Origin of the sequence: Streptosporangium sp. NBC_01810 (genome assembly GCF_035917355.1) — a bacterium.
GTDB lineage: Bacteria > Actinomycetota > Actinomycetes > Streptosporangiales > Streptosporangiaceae > Streptosporangium.
In genome coordinates, this window is the sequence record NZ_CP109070.1 from 3,798,115 (window position 1) to 3,823,133 (window position 25,019).

1 protein-coding gene (running past both ends of the window) is annotated in these 25,019 nt (G+C 72.3%); it reads right to left on the minus strand.

Every position in this 25,019-nt window falls within one protein-coding gene, locus OIE13_RS16655, for an SDR family NAD(P)-dependent oxidoreductase, read on the minus strand. The gene is 50,574 nt long; 17,238 of those nucleotides lie to the left of the window and 8,317 to its right, leaving coding positions 8,318-33,336 in view — codons 2,773 (partial) to 11,112 (complete); the first complete codon in reading order (the gene reads right to left) occupies positions 25,015-25,017. The start codon and the stop codon both lie outside this window.

The window sequence follows — 25,019 nt, forward strand, 5'->3', positions numbered from 1 at the left end:
CCGGTTGCGCAGGTCCACCGCGGTCAGGGAGTCGAAGCCCAGCTCACGGAACTCGCGTCCGGGCTGGACGTCCTCCCCCGAGGCGTGCCCCAGCACCACCGCCGCCTGAGCGCGCACCAGCTCCACCACCAGCCGCACCTGCTCGGCCTCCTCCAGCCCCGCCAGCCGCCGCACCAGCTCCGAATCCCCGCCCGCGAGGACGGAGACCGCCGACCGGCGCCCCGCACGCACCAGGCCCCGCATCAGATGCGGCAGCTCGGGGACCGTACGCAGGACCGAGAGATCCAGCCGCGCCGCCACCACCGCCGCGTGATCCGATGCGGCCGCCAGCTCGAACATCGCGAGCCCCTGCTCGGCCGACAGCGCCGGCATCCCCGCTCGCGCCATCCGCTGCAGATCTATCGCCCCGAGGCTGCCGGTCATCCCGGTCTCCTGCGCCCACAAGCCCCACGCCAGCGACACTCCCGGCAGCCCTTCGGCCCGGCGCAGCTGGGCCAGCGCGTCGAGGAACGCGTTCGCCGCCGCGTAGTTGCCCTGACCCGCGTTGCCCATCACCCCCGCCATGGAGGAGAACACGACAAACGCCGCAAGGTCCCGGTCCTGGGTGAGTTCGTGCAGGTGCCAGGCCGCGTCCGCCTTCGGCCGCAGCACCGCATCCAGCCGCTCCGGCGTCAGCGACGGAATCGTGCCATCGGCCAGCACACCGGCGGTGTGGATCACCGCGGTCAGCGGATGCCCGGCGTCCACCCGAGCCAGCAGCGCCGCCACCTGGTCACGGTCGGCCCCATCGCAGGCCGCGATCTCGACCTCGACCCCGTGCGCGATCAGCTCGGCCCGCAACTCCAGCGCACCCGGAGCGTCCAGGCCCCGGCGGCTGGTCAGCAGCAGATGCCGCACACCCCGCTCGGCCACCACGTGCCGCGCGAACAGCGCGCCCAGACCACCGGTACCACCGGTGATCAACACTGTCCCCTCCGGATCCCAGGCCCGATCCTCATCCAGACCAGAGCCGGAGCGAGCCTCGAGGTCAACGCCGTGCTCAGAGCCGGGCGTCACCCGCGCCAGGCGCGGCACCCGCACCTCGCCCCCGCGCACCGCCACCTGCGGCTCACCTGACGCCAGCAGCCCCGGCAGCACATCGAGCAAGGAGAGCAGCGAGGACTCCTGCCCGTCCACATCGACCAGCACGAACCGGCCCGGGTTCTCCGACTGAGCGCTGCGGACAAGCCCTCGCGCCGCCGCCACGACCGGGTCCGGCACCGCTTCATCCTCCACACCGGCACCGGTCGCCACCGCGCCCCGGGTGAGGAACACCAGCCGCGAGTCGGCGAACCGCTCCTCGGCCAGCCACCCCTGCAACAGATCCAGCACGCGGACGGTCAGCGCATGCGCCGACTCCACCACCCCGCCCACCGGATCCGAGACCACCTCCACCAGCACCACCGCCGGCACCGCACCCGCCTCAGCCAGCGACGACAGCTCCGCGTGCACCGGCACCGCAAGACCGCCTGCTTCCCCGGCCGCCCGCCATACGGGGGCAACCCCCAACGCGTCCGCACCCAGCACCGCCACCGGCATCGACGGCACCTGGGCGGCCTCCGGCATACCGCTCACGGGCACCCATTCCACCCGGAACAACGCGTCCTGACCGACCCCGCGACCATCGGAGACCGCCAGCCGCTCGGCCGGGACCGGCCGCAGCACCACCGAGCGCACCGACAGCACCGGCTCCCCGGCCGCGTCCACCGCGCTCAGCGACACCGCGTCCGGCCCTGTCCTGGTCAGCCGCACCCGCAACACCGACGCACCACCCGCGTGCAGGCACACCTGCTCCCACGAGAACGGCAACCGGCCGCCCTCCACCGGCTCCAGCCCGGCGAAGGCCACCGCGTGCAGCGCCGCGTCCAGCAGAGCCGGATGCAGCCCGAACGAAACCGCCCCACCGATCTGCTCCGGCAACCTCAGCTCGGCGAACACCTCACCGTCGCGTCGCCAGGCCGCCCGCAGTCCTTGGAACGCCGGGCCGTAGGCGAAGCCGTCCTCGGCCAGCTCCTCGTACAGCCCCTCCAGCTCGATCGCGGTCGCCCCGGCCGGCGGCCATGTCGCCGCGTCGAACGGCACGACCTCCGCCACCCCGGTCGCCAACGTGCCGGTCGCGTGCCGCGCCCACGGCACCTCCTCGGCCACGTCCGCCGGACGGGCGTACACGCTCAAGGTTCGGCGGCCGGTCTCCTCCGGCGCACCCACCGCGATCTGGATCACGACCGCGTCATCCTCGCCCAGCACCAGCGGCGCGGCCAGCGTCAGCTCCTCGACCACCTCGCAGCCGACCTGGTCACCCGCCCGCACCGCCAGCTCCACGAACGCCGCACCCGGCACCACCACCGAGCCCGCCACCACGTAATCGGCCAGCCACGGCTGCGACGAGAGCGACAAGCGGCCCGTCAGCACCACCCCGTCCGAGTCGGCCAGACCCACCACCGCACCCAGCAGCGGATGATCCGTCGCGGCCAGACCCAGCCCCCGGGCATCACCGCTCTGTTTGGCGTTCGGCCAGAACCGCTGGTGCTGGAAGGCGTAGGTGGGCAGGTCGACCCGCCGGCCACCGGTCAGCACGCTCTGCCAGTCCACCGCCACGCCACGGACGAACAGCTCCGCCGCCGAGACCAGCACCCGATCCAGGCCGCCGTCCTCACGGCGCAACGTCCCGGCGATCACAGCCTCCACCTCGGCCGCATCCACGCATTCCTGGACCCCGACCGTCAGCACCGGATGCGGACTCACCTCCACGAACACCCGATACCGCTGCTCCAGCAACACCCCCACCGCCGGAGCGAAACCCACCGTACGCCGCAGATTCTCACACCAATACCCGGCCCCCAGCTCCGCACCCTCCACCCACTGACCCGTCACCGTCGACAGCATCGGCACCCGCACCGGCCCCGGCGCCACCCCCGCCAGGACCCCGGCCAGCTCCTCCCCGATCAGATCAACCTGCGCCGAATGCGAGGCATAGTCCACCGCGATCCGCCGCACCCGCACGTTCTCAGCGGCAAGGCGCTCGACCAGCTCCTCCACCGCCGCGACCTCACCGGCCACCACCACCGAGTTCGGACCGTTCACCGCAGCCACCGAGACCCGCCCGTCCCAAACCGCCACGTACTCACGCACCCGCTCGACCGGCAACGCCACCGACGCCATCGCCCCCAGCCCGGCCAACCGCTCGGCGATCAACCGGCTGCGCAACGCCACCACCCGCGCACCGTCCGACAACGACAGACCACCCGCCACCACCGCCGCCGCGATCTCGCCCTGCGAATGCCCCACCACCGCGTCCGGACGAACCCCCAGCGACTCCCACACCGCCGCCAACGACACCATCACCGCGAACGAGGCCGGCTGCACCACATCCACCCGATCCAGCCCCGGAGCGTCCTCGGTCTGCCGGACCACATCCAGCAACGACCAGTCCACGAACGGCTGCAACGCCGCCGCACACTCCGCCATCCGAGCCGCGAACACCGCCGACTCCTCCAGCAGAGCCGCACCCATCCCCACCCACTGCGCCCCCTGACCAGGGAACACCCACACCGACTTCCCCACGACATCGGCCACACCCGCAACCACGCGCGGCGCCGACTCGCCCGCGCCCAGCGCACCGACACCCGCCAGCAGACCCTCACGATCGCGCCCGACCAGCACCGCCCGGTGCTCGAACACCGACCGCGACGACACCAGCGAGAACGCCACATCGGTCAGCCCAAGACCAGGCTCACCCTCCAGATACGACACCAGCCGCCCGGCCTGCGCCCGCAACGCCTCACCCGTACGACCCGACACCACCACCGGAACCACCGGCGATTCCGTCCCGGCGCCGGGCAGCGCATCGGGGCCCTGCGGAGAAGCCACCACCGCGACCTCGGGCCCCTGCTCAATGATCACATGCGCGTTGGTGCCGCTGATCCCGAACGACGACACCCCCGCCCGGCGCGGACGACCGGTCTGCGGCCACTCGACCTGCCCGGTCAGCAGCTCCACCGCGCCCGAGGCCCAGTCCACATGCGAGGACGGCGTGTCCACGTGCAACGTCCGGGGCAGCACACCGTGCCGCATCGCCATGATCATCTTGATCACACCGGCCGCACCGGCCGCCGCCTGGGTGTGACCGAGGTTCGACTTGATCGACCCCAGCAGCAACGGCCGATCCTCATCGCGGTCCTGACCGTAGGTGGCCAGCAGCGCCTGCGCCTCGATCGGGTCACCCAGCGTCGTACCGGTCCCGTGCCCCTCGACCGCATCCACCTCGGCCGGCGACAACCTCGCACCGGCCAGCGCCTGACGGATCACCCGCTGCTGCGACGGACCGTTCGGCGCCGTCAACCCGTTCGACGCACCGTCCTGGTTCACCGCCGAACCACGGACGATCGCCAGCACTTCATGACCGTTGCGGCGGGCGTCCGACAACCGCTCCAGCACCAGCATGCCCACACCCTCGGAATAGCTGGTGCCGTCCGCGGTGTCAGCGAAGGACTTGCACCGGCCATCGGGCGACAGCCCTCCCTGAGTGCTGAAGTCGATGAACGCCACCGGGGTGGCCATCACGGTCGCGCCACCCGCAAGCGCCAGATCGCAGTCACCCGAACGCAGCGCCTGCGCCGCCATGTGCAGCGCCACCAGCGACGACGAACACGCGGTGTCCACCGTCACCGCCGGACCCTCCAGGCCCAGCGCGTACGAAATGCGGCCGGTCGCGACGCTTCCCGCCGTACCGGTACCAATGAAGCCCATGGCCTCCGGCGGGAACTCGGCGCTCATCCCGTAGTCGTGGTAGAAGATGCCGGCGAACACACCGGTACGGCTGCCGCGCAACGAGACCGGGTCCATGCCCGTCCGTTCGAAAGCCTCCCACGACGTCTCCAGCAGCAGGCGCTGCTGCGGGTCCATCGCCAGCGCCTCACGCGGCGAGATCCCGAAGAACCCCGGATCGAACTGCGTGGCGCTCTCCAGGAAGCCACCCTCGCGCACATAGCTGGTACCCCGGCTCTCCGGATCCGGGTTGTACAGCGCCCCCAGATCCCAGCCGCGCGTGGTCGGGAACTCGGAGATCGCATCCCCGTCCTCGGAGACCAGCCGCCATAGATCCTCCGGAGAGTCGACCTCACCCGGGAAGTGGCAGGCCATGCCCACGATCACGATCGGGTCGTCGCTCAGCGGCATGACGGGCGCCGGAATGATCGCGTCGGCGTGCTCGCCGAGCAACTCGGCCAGCAGGAAGTCCGCCAGCACGGTCGGTGTCGGGTAGTCGAACACCAGCGTGGACGGCAACCGCAGCCCGGTCGCGGCGTTCAGCCGGTTGCGCAACTCGACCGCGGTAAGACTGTCGAAGCCCAGCTCGCGGAACTCCCGCCGCACCTCCACCGTCTCCGGCGAGACATGCCCCAGCACCATGGCCACCTCGATGCGCACCAGGTCCACCAGGACCTCGGCACGCTCGGCCGCCCCCAGCGGAGCCAGCCGCTGCAGCAACGTCGCCGCCACCACCGAACCGGACGCCGCCGACCGCCGACCGCCCCGCACCAGACCCCGCAACAGCGGCGAGACCTCACCCTGCGCGCGCAGCACCGCCAGCTCCAGCCGGAGCGGGATCACCACCGGCCGGGCCACCCGACCGGCGGCGTCGAACAGCGCCAGCCCCTGCTCCACCGACAGCGGCGGCATGCCCGTCCGGGTGATCCGCCGCATGTCGGCGTCGCTCAGCGTTCCGGTCATTCCGGTGTCCTGGGTCCAGGCACCCCAGGACAGCGACAATGCGGGCAGCCCCTCGGCCCGGCGCGCCTGCGCCAAGGCATTGAGGAATGTGTTCGCAGCCGCGTAGTTCCCCTGCCCGGGTGCTCCCATGACACCCGACAGCGATGAGTACGTGATGAACGCCGCGAGGTCCAGATCCCGGGTCAGCTCGTGCAGATGCCAGGCGGCGTCGACCTTGGGCCGCAGGACCCTGCCCAGCCGCTCCAGACTCAGCGACGGGATCGTCGCGTCCTCCAGCACACCGGCGGTGTGGATCACCGCGGTCAGCGGATGCCCGGCATCCACACCGGCCAGCAGGGCCGCCACCTGATCCCGATCCGCCATGTCACAGGCGGCGATGTCCACCTCGACCCCGTGCGCGATCAGCTCGGCCCGCAACTCCAGCGCACCCGGAGCATCCAGGCCCCGGCGACTGGTCAGCAGCAGATGCCGCACCCCCCGCTCGGCCACCAGATGCCGGGCCAGACTGCCGCCCAAGCCGCCGGTGCCACCGGTGATCAGAACCGTCCCCTCGGGCTCCCACGACCGTTCGGCCTCCTCGGCCGGTGTCACCCGCGCCAGGCGCGGAACCCGCACCCCGCCCTCGCGCACCGCCGCCTGCGGCTCACCCGAGACCAGCATCCCGGCCAGTACCGACGAGGACAACTCACCGTCGGCATCGACCAGCACGAACCGGCCCGGGTTCTCCCATTGGGCCGACCGGACCAGGCCCCACACCGCCGCGGCCGCCAGATCGGCGACCACATCGCCTTCCCGCGCCTCGACCGCACCCCGGGTGACGAACACCAGCCGCGACGTCTCGAACCGCTCATCGGCCAACCACCGCTGCAGCAGGCCCAGGACATCTGCGACCAGCGCGTGCGTCGACTCCACCACGTTCTCGGCATCGGCCGATCCCACGGCGACCATGACCACATCCGGCACCGAATCCAGCGAGGCGAGCTCTCCGGTCAGCTCGACCACACTCGCATCGGTCTTCGAGTCCAGCACCTCCGGCAGCGAGATCCAGTCCAGCCCGAACAGGGAATCCCGCTCCACTCCACGGCTGCCGCCGGCGCCGACAAGCTGGTCGGGCGTGAAGGGACGCACGATCAGCGACCTCGCCGACAGCACCGGCTCCCCCGCCAGGTCCACCGCCGTCAGGGAGACCGAGTCGGTACCCGTCCTGGTCAGCCGCACCCGCAGCAGTGCCGCCCCACTCGCGTGCAGGCACACCTCTCCCCAGGAGAACGGCAGCCAACCACCCTCGACCACGTCCAAGCCGGCGAAGCTCACCGCGTGCAACGCCGCGTCCAGCAGAGCCGGATGCACTCCGAACGAACCCGCGTTCGACGCCGCCTGCTCGGGCAGCGCGACCTCGGCGAAGATCTCTCCATCGCGCTGCCATGCGGCCTGCAGCCCCTGGAACACCGGACCGTACCCCAGCCCTCGGGTGGCCAGCTCGTCGTAGATGCCGTCCAGCGCGATCGCGGTCGCGCCGGCCGGGGGCCACACCGCCGTGTCGAACGGCGCGACGGTCCGGCTGCCCGTGGCGAGCGTGCCGGTGGCGTGCCGCACCCACGGCACATCGTCACCGGCCTGCGCCGGCCGGGAATAGACGTTCACCGCACGTCGGCCGGTCTCCTCCGGCGCACCCACCGCGATCTGGACCACGACCGCGTCATCCTCGCCCAGCACCAGCGGCGCGGCCAGCGTCAGCTCCTCGACCACCTCGCAGCCGACCTGGTCACCCGCCCGCACCGCCAGCTCCAGGAACCCGGTACCCGGGAAGAACACCATCCCGGCCACCACGTGATCGGCCAGCCAGGGGTGCGACGAGAGCGACAACCGCCCGGTCAGCAGCACCCCGTCCGAGTCGGCCAGACCCACCGCCGCACCCAGCAGCGGATGATCCGTCGCGGCCAACCCCGCCGCGGCCACATTCCCCGCACCGGTACCCGCACTGCCATCAGGCCAGAACCACCGGTGCTGGAAGGCGTAGGTGGGCAGGTCGACCCGCCGGCCACCGGTCAGCACGCTCTGCCAGTCCACCGCCACGCCTCGGACGAACAGCTCGGCCGCCGAGACCAGCACCCGATCCAGGCCGCCGTCCTCACGGCGCAACGTCCCGGCGATCACAGCCTCCACCTCGGCCGCATCCACGCATTCCTGGACCCCGACCGTCAGCACCGGATGCGGACTCACCTCCACGAACACCCGATACCGCTGCTCCAGCAACACCCCCACCGCCGGAGCGAAACCCACCGTACGCCGCAGATTCTCACACCAATACCCGGCCCCCAGCTCCGCACCCTCCACCCACTGACCCGTCACCGTCGACAGCATCGGCACCCGCACCGGCCCCGGCGCCACCCCCGCCAGGACCCCGGCCAGCTCCTCCCCGATCAGATCCACCTGCGCCGAATGCGAGGCATAGTCCACCGCGATCCGCCGCACCCGCACGTTCTCAGCGGCAAGGCGCTCGACCAGCTCCTCCACCGCCGCGACCTCACCGGCCACCACCACCGAGTTCGGACCGTTCACCGCAGCCACCGAGACCCGCCCGTCCCAAACCGCCACGTACTCACGCACCCGCTCGACCGGCAACGCCACCGACGCCATCGCCCCCAGCCCGGCCAACCGCTCGGCGATCAACCGGCTGCGCAACGCCACCACCCGCGCACCGTCCGACAACGACAGACCACCCGCCACCACCGCCGCCGCGATCTCGCCCTGCGAATGCCCCACCACCGCGTCCGGACGAACCCCCAGCGACTCCCACACCGCCGCCAACGACACCATCACCGCGAACGAGGCCGGCTGCACCACATCCACCCGATCCAGCCCCGGAGCGTCCTCGGTCTGCCGGACCACATCCAGCAACGACCAGTCCACGAACGGCTGCAACGCCGCCGCACACTCCGCCATCCGAGCCGCGAACACCGCCGACTCCTCCAGCAGAGCCGCACCCATCCCCACCCACTGCGCCCCCTGACCAGGGAACACCCACACCGACTTCCCCACGACATCGGCCACACCCGCAACCACGCGCGGCGCCGACTCGCCCGCGCCCAGCGCATCGACACCCGCCAGCAGACCCTCACGATCGCGCCCGACCAGCACCGCCCGGTGCTCGAACACCGACCGCGACGACACCAGCGAGAACGCCACATCGGTCAGCCCAAGACCAGGCTCACCCTCCAGATACGACACCAGCCGCCCGGCCTGCGCCCGCAACGCCTCACCCGTACGACCCGACACCACCACCGGAACCACCGGCGATTCCGTCCCGGCGCCGGGCAGCGCATCGGGGCCCTGCGGAGAAGCCACCACCGCGACCTCGGGCCCCTGCTCAATGATCACATGCGCGTTGGTGCCGCTGATCCCGAACGACGACACCCCCGCCCGGCGCGGACGACCGGTCTGCGGCCACTCGACCTGCCCGGTCAGCAGCTCCACCGCGCCCGAGGCCCAGTCCACATGCGAGGACGGCGTGTCCACGTGCAACGTCCGGGGCAGCACACCGTGCCGCATCGCCATGATCATCTTGATCACACCGGCCGCACCGGCCGCCGCCTGGGTGTGACCGAGGTTCGACTTGATCGACCCCAGCAGCAACGGCCGATCCTCATCGCGGTCCTGACCGTAGGTGGCCAGCAGCGCCTGCGCCTCGATCGGGTCACCCAGCGTCGTACCGGTCCCGTGCCCCTCGACCGCATCCACCTCGGCCGGCGACAACCTCGCACCGGCCAGCGCCTGACGAATGACGCGCTGCTGCGACGGACCGTTCGGCGCCGTCAACCCGTTCGACGCACCGTCCTGGTTCACCGCCGAACCACGGACGATCGCCAGCACTTCATGACCGTTGCGGCGGGCGTCCGACAACCGCTCCAGCACCAGCATGCCCACACCCTCGGACCAGCCCGCGCCGTCGGCCGCGTCCGAGTAGGACTTGCACCGCCCGTCGCCGGCCAGGCCGCCCTGCCCGGTGAAGTCGATGAACGGGCTCGGCGTGGCCATCACGGTCACGCCGCCGGCCAGGGCCAGCGAGCAGTCACCGCCGCGCAGCGCCTGCGCGGCCAGATGCAGCGCCACCAGCGACGACGAGCACGCGGTGTCCACCGTCACCGCCGGACCCTCCAGGCCCAGCGTGTACGAAATGCGGCCGGTCGCGACGCTTCCCGCGGTACCGGTACCCATGAAGCCCAGCACGTCCGCCGGGAACGGCAGGCTGGTCGCGTAGTCGTGGTACATGACGCCGGCGAAGACGCCGGTACGGCTGCCGCGCAGCGAGGTCGGGTCGATCCCGGCCCGCTCGACCGCCTCCCAGGTGGTCTCCAGCAGCAGGCGCTGCTGCGGGTCCATCGCCAGCGCCTCACGCGGCGAGATCCCGAAGAACCCGGGATCGAACTCCCCGGCCTCGTGCAGGAAGCCACCCGCTTCCACATAGTTGACGGCTCGGCCCTCGGTGCTCCCCTCAAGGGAGCCACGGCTCCAGCCGCGCGTCGTCGGGAAGGGGGAGATCGCATCCCCGCCTTCACTGACCAGCCGCCACAGATCCTCCGGCGAGGTGACCCCACCCGGGTAACGGCAGGCCATGCCCACGATCACGATCGGGTCGTCCGCGACCGGTACCACCGACGCGGGGATGACCACGTCGGCGTCCTCACCGAGCAGCTCGGCCAGCAGGAACTCCGCCAGCATGGCCGGCGTCGGGTAGTCGAACACCAGCGTGGCCGGCAGCCGCAATCCGCTCACCCCGTTCAGCCGGTTGCGCAGCTCGACCGCGGTGAGGGAGTCGAAGCCCAGCTCACGGAACTCCCGCCGTACCTCCACCGTCTCCGGCGACGCGTGCCCGAGCACGACCGCCACCTCGGTCCGCACCAGATCCAGCAGGACCTCGACGCGCTCGGCCAGGCCCAGCGGGGCCAGCCGCTGCAGCAACGTCGCGGCCACCACCGAACCGGACGCCGCCGACCGGCGCCCACCCCGCACCAGACCGCGCAACAGCGCCGGCACATCACCCTGCATCCGCAGCGACGGCAGGTGCAGCCGGACCGGAACCAGCACCGCGTGCTCAAGCGCGGTGGCGGCCTCGAACAGGGCCAGGCCCTGCTCCAGTGACAGCGCCGGCATCCCCGCCCGCGCCATCCTGCGCATGTCGGTGTCGTCCAGCGTGCTGGTCATCCCGACGTCCTGGGTCCAGGCTCCCCAGGCCAGCGACAGCGCGGGCAGTCCCGCGGCCCGCCGGTGCTGGGCCAGCGCGTCCAGGAAGACGTTGGCAGCGGCGTAGTTGCCCTGCCCGGCGTTGCCCATCACCCCGGCCAGCGAGGAGAACACCACGAACGCCGCCAGGTCCAGGCCCCGGGTCAGCTCGTGCAGGTGCCACGCGGCGTCCACCTTCGGCCGCAACACCGTGTCCAGCCGCTCCGATGTCAGTGACAGGATCGTCCCGTCGTCCAGCACACCGGCGGTGTGGATCACGGCGGTCAGCGGATGCTCGGCCGGCACCTCTGCCAGCAGTTCCACCACCGCGTCCCGGTCCGCCACATCGCAGGCCACTATCCCGACCTCGACGCCGTGCGCGATCAGCTCCGCCCGCAGCTCCATCGCGCCGGGGGCGTCCAAACCCCGGCGGCCGGCCAGCAGCAGGTGCCGCACTCCACGCTCGGCCACCACGTGCCGCGCGAACTGCGCGCCCAGCCCACCGGTCCCACCGGTGATCAGTACCGTGCCATCCAGGTTCCACGGCCGTCCGGCCTCATCGGCCGGTGCCACCCGCGCCAGGCGCGGAACCCGCACTCCGCCCTCGCGCACCGCCGCCTGCGGCTCACCCGAGACCAGCACCCCGGCCAGTACCGACGAGGACAACTCACCGTCGGCATCGACCAGCACGAACCGGCCCGGTTCCTCCCACTGGGCCGACCGCACCAGTCCCCACACCGCGGCGGCCGCCAGGTCCGCGACGGCCTCGCTCTCGCTCGTCGCGACGGCGCCCCTGGTCACGAAGACCAGCCGGGAGCGGCGGCAGCGATCGTCGGCCAGCCACGCCTGCAGCAGGCCCAGCGCCGCGGTGGTCAACTCGTGAACCCCGGTGACCACGTCGCCCTGCTCCGCGGAGCCGACCGTGACGGTCACCGTCTCCGGCACCGTCTCCAGCGCCGCCAGCGCCGCCTCCGGATCCGATGCCAGATCCAGGGTCGGCTCGACCGGGTCGAGCCCGGTGCCGGCCTCCGCCGGTGTCTCGGGCAACGCCGTCCAGGTCAGCTGGAACAGCGAGTCCCGGTACGGGTCGCGGCCGCTACCGGCGGCCAGCTGGTCGGCTGCGACCGGCCGCAGCACCAGCGAGCGCGCCGACAGCACCGGCTCCCCTGCGCCGTCCACCGCGATCACCGAGACCGCGTCGCCACCGGTCCTGGCCAGCCGCACCCGCAGCATCGACGCGCCACCGGCGTGCAGGCACACCTCACCCCACGAGAACGGCATCCGGCCGCCCTCGGCATCGTCCAGCCCCACAAAGGTCACCGCGTGCAGCGCCGCGTCCAGCAAGGCCGGATGCACCCCGAACGCACCCGCACTCGACTGCGCCTGCTCGGGCAGGACGACCTCGGCGTACACCGCACCGTCCGCACCCCGCCAGGCCGCTCCCAGCCCCTGGAACACCGGCCCGTAGTGGAACCCGCCTGCGGCGAACTGCTCGTACAGGCCGTCCAGCTGGATGGCCGTCGCATCACGCGGCGGCCACACCGCCGCGTCGAAGCCGGCCGCGGTGTCGGCGAGTGCGCGAGACCGACCATCGGCCACGGCCAGCACACCGGTGGCGTGCCGTACCCACGGCTCCTCGTCGGCGGCCTCGGCCGGGCGGGCGTAGACGCTCAGGTTGCGGCGGCCGGACTCCGCCGCCGCGCCCACCCACACCTGTACGGCGACGGCGTCCCGCTCGCCGAGCACCAGCGGCGCGGTCAGGGTCAGCTCCTCCACCAGGTCGCAGCCGACCTGGTCACCGGCCCGTACGGCCAGCTCCAGGAACCCGGTACCCGGGAAGATCACCATGCCGGACACCGCGTGATCGGCCAGCCACGGATGTGACCGCAACGACAACCTTCCGGTGAGCAGCACTCCGGCCGAGTCGGCCAGCCCGACCGCGGCGCCCAGCAGCGGATGCCCGGCGGAGGCCAGACCCGCGGCCGCCACGTTCCCCAGCCGGGAGCCGGCCTCGTCGGGCCAGAAACGCCGGCGCTGGAACGCGTACGTCGGCAGATCGACCCGGTGCCCGCCCCGGAGCACCGCCTGCCAGTCCACCGGTACTCCACGCACGTGCAGCCGCGCCAGCGCCTCCATGATCGCGCTGTGCTCGTCCCGGTCCCCGCGCAGCACCGGCACCAGTACCGCATCGGTGCCGGAGAGCTGGGCCGGTGAGTCGTGCGCGGTGAGCTCGGCCAGGGTGTCCTGGGCCATCGCGGTGAGCACTCCGTCCGGCCCGAGCTCCAGGTAGGCCGTGGCCCCCTGCCGGTGCAGCGTCCGTACCCCGTCGGCGAAGCGCACCGCGCTCCGCACCTGCTCCACCCAGTAGTCGGGCGAGCACAGCTGCTCGGCCGTGGCCATCTCACCGGTCACCGTGGACACGATCGGAATCCGCGGCGCGCTGAAGGTCAGCGTCCGGGCCAGGGCACGGAAGTCCTCCAGCATCGGGTCCATCAACGGCGAGTGGAACGCGTGCGACACCCGCAACCGCCGCGTCTTGACCCCACGCTCCTCCAGCGCGGCCACGATCTCAAGAACGGCCTGCTCATCCCCAGAGATCACCACGGACGCCGGGCCGTTGACGGCCGCGACCGACACCGTACGGTCGGCCAGCAGCTCGGCGACCTCCTCCTCGGAGGCCCGCACCGCCACCATGGCCCCGCCCGGCGGCAGCGCCTGCATCAACCGGCCGCGCGCCGCCACCAGCGCGCACGCGTCCGACAGGGACAGCACCCCGGCCACGTGCGCCGCGGTGATCTCCCCGATCGAGTGCCCCGCCATGACCTCCGGCCGGACCCCCCATGACTCGACCAGCCGGAACAGCGCCGTCTCCACCGCGAACAGCGCCGGCTGCGCCCAGCCGGTCTGGTCGAGTGACTCCGCCTCGGCCGTACCCGGCTCGGCGAACAGCACCTCGCGCAACGACCCGTCAAGCATCGGGTCCAGCTCGGCGATCACCTCGTCCAACGCCGCCGCGAACACCGGGAACCTGTCGTACAGCTCCCGGCCCATTCCCGCCCGCTGGCTGCCCTGACCGGTGAACAGCACCGCCGGCTTCGATTCGGCCGCGGCCTGCCCCTGCAGCACGCCCGCACCCGGCCGGCCTTCGGCCAGTGCCCGCAGACCGGCCCCCACACCGGCATGGTCGGCGGCCACCACGGCCGCCCGATACTCGAACGCCGAGCGCGTGGTGGCCGTCGAGAACGCCACATCGGCCAGTCGCAGACCGGGCTCGCCGTCCAGGTACGCCGCGAGCCTCCCGGCCTGCGCCCGCAACGCCTCCGCCGACCGGCCGGAGACCAGGACCGGCACGGCAGCGTCCGACGCGGGTGGGCGGCTCTCGAACTCCTGGCCCTCGGACTCCGCGTCCTGCGTTTCGACCCACTCGATGATCATGTGGGCGTTGGTGCCGCTGATCCCGAAGGACGACACCGCCGCCCGGCGAGGGTGATCGGCCTGCGGCCACTCGGCCGGCTCGGTCAGCAGCTCTATCGCGCCCGAGGCCCAGTCCACGTGCGAGGACGGCTCGTCCACGTGCAGCGTCCTGGGCAGCACCCCGTGTCGCATCGCCATGACCATCTTGATCACACCGGCCACGCCGGAGGCCGCCTGGGTGTGACCGATGTTCGACTTCAGCGATCCGAGCAGCAGCGGCCGGTCCTCCGGCCGGTCCTGCCCGTACGTCGCCAGCAGCGCCTGCGCCTCGATCGGGTCGCCCAGCGCCGTGCCCGTGCCGTGCCCCTCCACCACGTCCACCTCGGCGGGGGTCAAGCCCGCGCCGGCCAGGGCCTGACGGATCACCCGCTGCTGCGAAGGACCGTTAGGCGCGGTCAACCCGTTGGACGCACCGTCCTGGTTCACCGCGGAACCCCGCAGGACGGCCAGGACCTGGTGGCCGTTGCGCCGCGCGTCGGACAGGCGCTCCAGGACCACCACGCCCACGCCCTCGGCCCAGCTGGTGCCATCGGCGGCATCCGAGTAGGACTTGCACCGCCCATTGGCGGCCAGCCCGCCCTGAGCACTGAACTCCATGATCCCCATCGGCGTGGCCACCACGGTCACACCACCGGCCAGCGCCAGCGAGCAGTCACCCGCGCGCAGCGCCTGCGCCGCCAGGTGCATCGCCACCAGCGACGACGAGCACGCGGTGTCCACCGTCACCGCCGGGCCCTCCAGACCCAGCGTGTAGGACAGCCGGCCCGAGGTCACGCTCCCCGCCTGGCCCGTCACCATGAAGCCACGGGCCTCGTCCGACGGGATGTAGCCGGAACCGCCGGCGCCGACGTAGACACCCGTGTCGCTGCCCCGCAGCGACAGCGGATCGATTCCGGCGCGCTCGAACGCCTCCCAGGTGGTTTCCAGCAGAACGCGCTGCTGCGGATCCATCCCCAGGGCCTCACGTGGCGAGATTCCGAAGAACCCGGCGTCGAACTCCGCGGCGTCGGACATGAAGCCGCCCTGGAAGTCCAGGTCGCCGTTCACCTGCCAGCCCCGGTCGACCGGCAGCGGGGAGATGGCGTCGCGTCCCTCGGTGACGAGCTGCCACAGATCCTCGGGAGAGTGCACCTCGCCCGGATAGCGGCATGCCATCGACACGATCACGATCGGGTCGTCTGCCACCGACGCGATCGCCGTCGGCACAATGACGTCACCGTGCTCACCCAGCAGCTCGGCCAGCAGGAACTCCGCCAGCACCACGGGGGTCGGGTAGTCGAACACCAGGGTGGCGGGCAGCCGCAGCCCGGTCGCGACGTTCAGCCGGTTGCGCAGCTCAACCGCGGTGAGGGAGTCGAAGCCCAGCTCGCGGAACTCCCGCCGCACCTCCACCATCTGGGGGGAGTCGTGTCCCAGCGCCGTGGCGGCCTGGGCCCGGACCAGCTCGATCAGCAGCCGGCTGCGGTCGGCGGGGGCCAGCCCGGCCAGCTGCCGCAGCAACGCCCCGTCCGCACCCGACACCGGGGCCGCCGCCGTACGGCGCGTGCCCCGCACCAGCGAGCGCAACAGCGGCGGCACCTCACCGAACGCCCGCAACGCCGGCAGGTTGAGCCGAACCGGTGCGACCACCGGCGTGTCGCAGCCCAGGACCGCGTCGAACAGCGCCAGGCCCTCGGCGAAGGAGAACAGGTGGAATCCCGCGGCCGTCAGCCGGCGAAGGTCCGTCTCGGAGAGCTCTCCGGCCATACCGGCATCCGCTGCCCACGGCCCCCACACCAGGGACAGGCCCGGCATGCCCTGGGCCCGGCGGTGCTGGGCCAGCGCGTCCAGGTAGGCGTTGGCCGCCGCGTAACCGCCCAGCCCCGCACCGCCGGCCAGCCCGGCCATCGAGGAGTACACGACGAAGGCGGCCAGATCGAGATCCCGGGTCAGCTCATGCAGGTGCCAGGCGCCGTCGGCCTTGGGGCCGAACACGTTGGCCAGCCGCTGCGCGTCCAGCGACGGGATCATGCCGTCGTCACGGACGCCCGCGGTGTGGATGACCGCGGTGAGCGGGTGCTCCGCCGGCACGCCGGCGAGCAGCTCCGCCACCTGGTCCCGGTCGGCCAGGTCGCAGGCGGCGATGGTGATCTCGACCCCGTGCGCGATCAGCTCGGCCTGCAACTCCACCGCACCCGGAGCGTCCAGCCCCCTCCTGCCGGCCAGCAGCAGGTGCCGGACCCCGTGCTCGGCCACCAGATGCCGGGCCAGGCTGCTCCCCAGACCACCCGTACCACCCGTGATCAGAACGGTGCCGTCGAGATCCAGCCGCCGCGCGCCGTCTCCGCCTGGCGTCAGGCGGACCAGCCGGGGAACGCGGGCCACGTGTTCGCGAATCGCCACCTGGGGCTCGCCGCAGGCCAGCGCCTCGGGCAGCGCCGACAGCCCGCTCTCCCGCTCGTCCACGTCGACCAGCACGAAGCGGCCGGGATTCTCGGTTTGCGCGACGCGTACCAGCCCCCAGACCGCGGCCGCCGCCGGATCCGTGACCGTCTCGTCTTCCCCGCCGGCGACCGCGCCCCGGGTGACCAGCACCAACCTCGACTCGGTGAACCGGTCATCGGCCAGCCACTGCTTCAGCAGCTCCAGCACCCGGCCGGTCAGCTCCTGTGCCGCCTGCGCCCCGCCCGCCTCGACGGGCGAGCCGATCTCGACGGCCACGACGTCCGGCACCCGGTCCAGCGAGACGCGACCGCCCGCGGGCTCGGCCTGACCCGGCTCGGCCCAGCGCAGGTCGCCCAGTCCCGGCCGGCCCGGCTCGGACCGGTCCAGCTCGACACAGTCCAGCCCGGCCACCGCGTCCAGCGGGGAGACGATCGTGGGCGCGACCACCCACTCCAGCGCGAACAACGCGTCCCGCTCCAGCCCCTGGCCGCCAGAGGCGAGCATCTGGTCCGCGGACACCGGCCGGAACACCAGCGACTCCGCCGTCAGCACCGGCGCGCCCTCGGCGTCCACCGCCGCCAGCGACACCGAACCGCTTCCGGTCTTGACCAGCCGCACCCGCAACGCCGAAGCGCCATTGGCGTGCAGGCAGACGCCGCCCCAGGAGAACAGCAGCCGCCCCTGGCCCGGCTCCGTCAAATTCATGAACGAGGCCGGCTGCAACGCCGCGTCCAGCAGTGCGGGGTGCAGGCCGAACAGGCCGGCGCCGCCGACCTCCTCGGGCACCTCGACCTCGGCGAAGATCTCCCCGTCACGCTGCCAGGCCGCCCGCAACCCCTTGAAGGTGGGCCCGTAGACCACGCCCCCCTCGGCCAGGTCGTCGTACAGCCCGTCCAATGCGATGGGCGTCGCGCCCACGGGCGGCCAGGTGGCCGTGTCGAACCGCGCCGTACGCGCTCCGACCCCCAGCACTCCGGCCGCGTGCCGCACCCAGGGCTGGTCCGGCGCGTCGGCGAGCCGCGCGTAGATCGCGAGATTCCTGCGGCCTGTCTCGTCGGATGCGCTCACCACCACCTGGACGGCGACGGCGCCGTCCGGGGCGAGCACCAGCGGGGCGGCCAGGGTGAGCTCCTCCACCCGGTCGCAGCCGACCTGATCCGCCGCCCGGATCGCCAGCTCCAGGAACCCGGTGCCGGCGAACAGCGCCGTGTCGGCCACCGCGTGATCGGCGAGCCAGGGGTGCAGGCGCACCGACATCAGGCCGGTGAGCAGTGCGCCGTCGGAGTCGGCGAGCCCGACAGCGGCGCCCAGCAGCGGATGCCCCGCCGCGGCGAGGCCAAGCCCTCGGGCATCGGCGATCCGCACTCCGCTCGGCCAGTAACGCCGGTGCTGGAAGGCGTAGGTGGGCAGGTCGACCTGGCGGCCCCCTCCCAGCACCGCCTGCCAGTCCACCGCCACACCGCGGACGAACAGCTCGGCCGCCGAGACCAGTACCCGGTCCAGCCCGCCTTCGTCACGGCGCAACGTCCCGGCGACCACCGCGGTGACCCCCGCCTCGTCCACCGCCTGCTCGATCCCCAACGTCAGCAACGGGTGCGGACCGACCTCGATGAACGCCCGATACCGCTCCTCCAGCAACAGCCCCACGGCCGGCGCGAACTCCACCGTGCGCCGCACGTTCTCGTACCAGTAGCCGGCGTCCAGCTCCGTGCCGTCGAGCCATTGCCCGGTCGCGGTCGACAGCATCGGCACCCGCGCCGCACGCGGCGCCACCTCCGCCAGGTCCACCAGCAGATCGTCACGGAACCGCTCGACCTGAGGCGAATGCGCGGCGAAGTCCGCACCGGCCAACTGCCAGCGCATGATGCCCTCGGCCGACAACCGCCGCTCCAGCACCCGCATGGCCTCCCCGTCGCCGGCGACGGTGACCACCCGGGGCCCGTTGACCGCGGCGATCGAGATCCGATCCAGCAGATCACCCTCGGCCAGCGCCGCGCGCACCTGCTCCACCGGCGCCATCACCGACAGCATCATCCCGTGCCCGGACAGCCGCTCCCCGATCAACCGGCTGCGCAACGCCACCACCCGCGCACCGTCCGACAGCGACAGACCACCCGCCACCACCGCCGCCGCGATCTCGCCCTGCGAATGCCCCACCACCGCGTCCGGGCGAACCCCCAGCGACTCCCACACCGCCGCCAACGACACCATCACCGCGAACGAGGCCGGCTGCACCACATCCACCCGATCCAGCCCCGGAGCACCCTCGGTCTGCCGGACCACGTCCAGCAACGACCAGTCCACGAACGGCTGCAGCGCCGCCGCACACTCCGCCATCCGAGCCGCGAACACCGCCGACTCCTCCAGCAGAGCGGCCCCCATCCCCACCCACTGCGCTCCCTGACCAGGGAACACGAAAACCGTCCTGCCCTCGACATCCGCCGCACCCTGGACCACACCGGGCGCCGACTCGTCCGAGCCGATCACGGCCAACCCCGCCAGCAGACCCTCGCGATCCCCGCCGACCACCACGGCCCGGTGCTCGAACACCGACCGCGACGACACCAGTGAGAAGCCCACATCCGCCGGCCCCAGCTCGCCCCGGGCCTGCACATGCGCCGTCAATCGCCCGGCCTGTGCCCGCACCGCGTCAGCCGTACGGGCCGAGATCACCCAGGGCAGCACACCGCCTGCCGGACCGGCAGGCTCATCGGCCGCCGGTTCCACGACCTCCGGCCCCTGCTCCAGGATCATGTGTGCGTTGGTGCCGCTGATCCCGAACGACGACACACCCGCCCGGCGCGGACGACCGGTCCGCGGCCACTCGGTCGGCTCGGTCAGCAGCTCCACCGCGCCCGAGGCCCAGTCCACGTGCGACGACGGCTCGTCCACGTGCAGCGTCCTGGGCAGGATGTCATGCCGGAGAGCCATGACCATCTTGATCACACCGGCCACACCCGCGGCGGCCTGGGTGTGACCGATGTTCGACTTCACCGAACCCAGCAACAGCGGCCGGTCCTCCGGCCGGTCCTTGCCGTACGTGGCCAGCAGGGCCTGCGCCTCGATCGGGTCACCCAGCGTGGTGCCGGTGCCGTGCGCCTCGACCGCGTCCACCTCAGCAGGGGACAGCCCGGCGACGGCCAGTGCCTTGCGGATCACCCGCCGCTGCGAGGGGCCGTTCGGCGCGGTCAACCCGTTGGACGCGCCATCCTGGTTGATCGCCGACCCGCGAACGAGCGCGAGCACCTGGTGGCCGTTGCGCCGCGCGTCCGACAGCCGCTCCAGCATCACCAGGCCGACACCCTCGGACCATCCGATGCCGTCCGCCGCGTCGGAGAACGCCTTGCACCGGGCATCCGGCGCCAGCCCGCCCTGCTCACCGAGTTCCCCGAACGCCGCGAGGGTCGATATGACGGTGACGCCGCCGGCCACCGCGAGCGAGCACTCCCCGTTACGCAGGGCCTGAGCCGCCATGTGGATGGTCACCAGCGACGACGAGCACGCGGTGTCCACCGTCACCGCCGGACCCTCCAGGCCCAGGGTGTACGAGATCCGGCCGGAGGCCACGCTGGCCAGCTGCCCGGTCATGATGTGACCGCGAGACTCCTCCCCGGGCATGTAGCCCGAGCCGACGGAGCCGATGAACACGCCGGTGTCGCTGCCTCGCAACGAGTCCGGATCGATGCCGGCGCCTTCGAGGACCTCCCAGGCGGCCTCCAGCAGCAGCCGCTGCTGCGGGTCCATCGCCAGCGCCTCACGCGGCGAGATCCTGAAGAACTCCGAGTCGAACTCGGGCGCGTCGAAGACGAACCCGCCCTTCAGGTCGAGGTCGCCATGGACCTGCCAGCCTCGGTCGGTCGGCAGCGGGGTGATGGCGTCCTGCCCCTCGATGACCAGCCGCCACAGATCCTCCGGGGAGTTCACCCCTCCGGGGTAGCGGCAGGCCATCGAGACGATGGCGATCGGGTCGTCCCCGACCGAGACCGCGGCCACCGGCAGGATGGCGTCGCCGTGCGCGCCGAGCACCTCGCTCAGCAGGTACTCGCCGAGTGCGGTGGGGGTGGGGTAGTCGAAGATGAGGGTGGAGGGCAGGCGCAGCCCGGTGGCGGCGTTGAGCCGGTTGCGCAGCTCGATCGCGGTCAGCGAGTCGAAGCCCAGCTCGCGGAACTCCCGGCGAACCTGCACCGCCTCCAGCGAGGGGTGCCCGAGGACGGCGGCGGCCTGAGTGCGGACCAGATCGACCACGAACCGGTCCCGCTCGGCCTGCGTCAGCCCGGCCAACTGCCGCAACAGCGCACCCTCGCCGGGGGCGGACACCGACGCCGCCGTACGGCGGGTGCCCCGCACCAGACCGCGCAGCAGCGGCGGGACCTGCTGAGCGGGCATTGCCGGCAGGTTCAGCCGTACCGGGACCACCAGCGGTGAGTCCGAGTCGAGGGCGGCGTCGAGCAGCGCCAGTCCCTGTTCGGTGGTGATCGGCGGCAGCCCGGCGGCGGTCATCCGCTGCACGTCGGCCTGCGACATGTCCCCGGTCATCCCGGTGGCCTGCGCCCACAAACCCCAGGCCAGCGACAACCCCGGCAACCCCTGTGCCTGCCGCCGCGCCATCAGCGCGTCCAGCCAGGCGTTGGCCGCCGCGTAGTTGCCCTGCCCCGCGTTGCCCATCAGCCCGGCCAGTGAGGAGAACACCACGAACCCGGCCAGATCAAGATCTGCGGTGAGCTCGTGCAGATGCCAGGCCGCGTCGACCTTCGGCCGCAGCACCGCGTCCAGCCGCTCCGGCGTCAGCGAGGCGATCGTCCCGTCATCGAGGAGCCCGGCCGTGTGGATCACCGCGGTCAGCGGATGCTCGGTGTCGACCCCGGCCAGCAGGCCGGCCACCGCATCCCGGTCGGCCATGTCGCAGGCGGCGACGGTGACCTCGACGCCGTGCGCGATCAGCTCGGCCTGCAACTCCACCGCGCCCGGCGCGTCCAACCCCCGGCGGCTGGCCAGCAGCAGATGCCGCATCCCACGCTCGGCCACCAGATGCCGGGCCAGCTCCGCACCCAGACCACCGGTGCCACCGGTGATCAGGACGGTGCCCTCCGGGTTCCAAACCCGGGGCATGGTCAGCACGATCTTGCCGGTGTGCCGGGCCTGACTCATGAACCGGAAGGCATCCCGGCCCCGGCGCACATCCCACGCCGTGAACGGCAACGGCCGCAACTCACCGGCCGCGAACAGCTCCATCAACTCGGCCAGGATCTGCCGCAACCGCTCAGGCCCGGCATCCAGCACGTCGAACCAGTGATACACCAGCCCGGGGAACCGCTCCTGGTCACGGATGTCCAGCTTGCCCATCTCAATGAACCGGCCGCCCGGACGCAGCAGCCGCGCCGAGGCGTCGATGTACTCCCCGGTCAGCGAGTTGAGCACCACATCGATGCCCTGATCTCCGCACACCTGGGAGAACTGCTGCTCGAACTCCAGGCTCCGCGACGAGGCGATGTGATCATCGGGGATGCCCAGCGAACGCAGCACGTCCCACTTGGCCGGGCTGGCCGTGGCGAACACCTCCACCCCCAGGCGCTGGGCCAGCTGGATCGCCGCCATCCCGGTCCCGCCGGTGCCGGCGTGCACCAGCAGTCGCTCGCCCTCCCGCAACCCGGCCAGGTCCATCAGCCCGTAGTAGGTCGTCAGGAACGCCACCGGAATCGTCGCGGCCTGCTCGAACGAGACCCCGTCAGGAATCTTGGTCACCCCACCGGCACCGGTGATCACCACCGGGCCGAAGCCACCCTCGGTCAGACCGACCACCCGGTCGCCCGGACGCAGGTCGTCGACCTCCGGACCGACCTCCAGCACCACCCCGGCGGCCTCACCACCCATCAGCCCGACCTTGTCCTGGAACCAGCCCAGCGCGTTCAACCCATCCAGCAGATCCCGGAAGTTCACCCCCGCCGCACGCACCGCCACCCGCACCTGCCCCGCTCCCAGCGGCTCGGCCACCTGCGGGAACGCGAGCAACTCCAGCGCCTCCAGACTGCCCTTGGCCCGGCTGCCCAACCGCCACGCCACCTCACCGGCCGGCGGCAGCAGACCCGCCCCCGACACCAGCGACGCCAACCGCGGCACCCGCACCCCACCGTCACGCACCGCCACCTGCGGCTCACCCGAAGCCGGCAGACCGGCCAGAATCCCCGGCAATGCCGACAGCGAGGACTCCTGCCCGTCCACGTCGACCAGCACGAACCGGCCCGGATTCTCCGACTGCGCGCTACGCACCAACCCCCACACCCCGGCCGCACCCAGATCCGCCACCGACTCACCCTCACCCGCGGACACCGCACCCCGCGTCACCACCACCAGCCGCGAACCAGCACACCGCTCATCGGCCAGCCACCCCTGCAACAGACCCAGCACCCCGGCCGTCACCTCATGCGCCGAGACCACCGCATCCCCGGCCGACCCGGCCGCGACCTCGGCCAGCACCACCTCCGGCACCGGCCCCGCCTCGCCCAACACCGACAGATCCCGATGAACCATCACCGACTGCCCGGCCGCCCCCCACACCGCCGCAAACCCCAAGGCATCCGGCTCGAACCCCGAGAAACCGACCACCGCCACCGGCACCGGACCAGCCACCGGAACCTCGGAAAGCACGGTCCAATCCAGCCGGAACAGCCCATCCCGCTCCGTCACCTGACCACCACCACCGGCGGCGAGCTGCTCAGGGCTGAACGGGCGCAGCACCAGCGAACGCGCCGACAGCACCGGCTCCCCGGCGGCGTCCACCGCCGTCAGCGACACAGCGTCGTCGCCCGTCCGGAACAGTCGCACGCGCAGCATCGCCGCCCCGGTGGCCTGCAGGCTCATCCGCCCCCAGGAGAACGGCAACCGGCCACCCTCCACCGGCTCCAGCCCGACGAAGGTCACCGCGTGCAGCGCCGCGTCCAGCAGAGCCGGGTGCACCCCGAACGCGCCCGCGCTCGACTGCGCCTGCTCGGGCAGCGCGACCTCGGCGAACACCTCACCGTCGGCGCCGCGCCAGGCCGCCCGCAGCCCCCGGAACACCGGGCCGTAGGCGAAACCGCCCGCGGCCAGTCCCTCGTACAACCCCTCCAGCCCGATCGTGGTCGCACCCTGCGGAGGCCACACCGCCGCGTCGAACGGCTCGGCATTGGGAGCACCGGTGGCCGGAGTGCCGACGGCCAGCGTGCCGGTGGCGTGCCGCACCCACGGCACGTCATCGGCGGCCTCGGCCGACCGGGCGTAGATGTTCACGCTCCGGTGGCCCGTCTCCTCCGCGGCGCCCACCCACACCTGCACCGCGACGGCGTCGGTCTCGCCCAGCACCAGCGGCGCGGTCAGCGTCAGCTCCTCCACCACATCGCAGCCGACCTGGTCACCCGCCCGCACCGCCAGCTCCAGGAACCCGGTACCCGGGAAGATCACCGTCCCGGCCACCGCGTGATCGGCCAGCCACGGATGCGACGAGAGCGACACGCGGCCGGTCAGCAGCACCCCATTGGAATCGGCCAGGCCCACGGCGGCGCCCAGCAGCGGATGACCCGCCACCGCCAACCCCGCCGCGGCCACATTCCCAACCTGGGAACCCGCCCTCGCGGGCCAATACCACTGGTGCTGGAAGGCGTAGGTCGGCAGGTCGACGAGGCGCCCGCCCGGCAGCACCTGCCGCCAGTCCACCGCCACCCCACGGACGAACAGCTCGGCCGCCGAGACCAGCACCCGATCCAGCCCGCCGTCCTCACGCCGCAACGTCCCGGCGATCACGGCCTCCACCTCGGCCGCATCCACGCATTCCTGGACCCCGACCGTCAGCACCGGATGCGGGCTCACCTCCACGAACACCCGATACCGCTGCTCCAGCAACACCCCCACCGCCGGAGCGAAGCCCACCGTACGCCGCAGATTCTCACACCAATACCCGGCCCCCAGCTCCGCACCCTCCACCCACTGACCCGTCACCGTCGACAGCATCGGCACCCGCACCGGCCCCGGCGCCACCCCCGCCAGAACCCCGGCCAACTCCTCCCCGATCAGATCCACCTGCGCCGAATGCGAGGCATAGTCCACCGCGATCCGCCGCACCCGCACATTCTCAGCGGCAAGGCGCTCGACCAGCT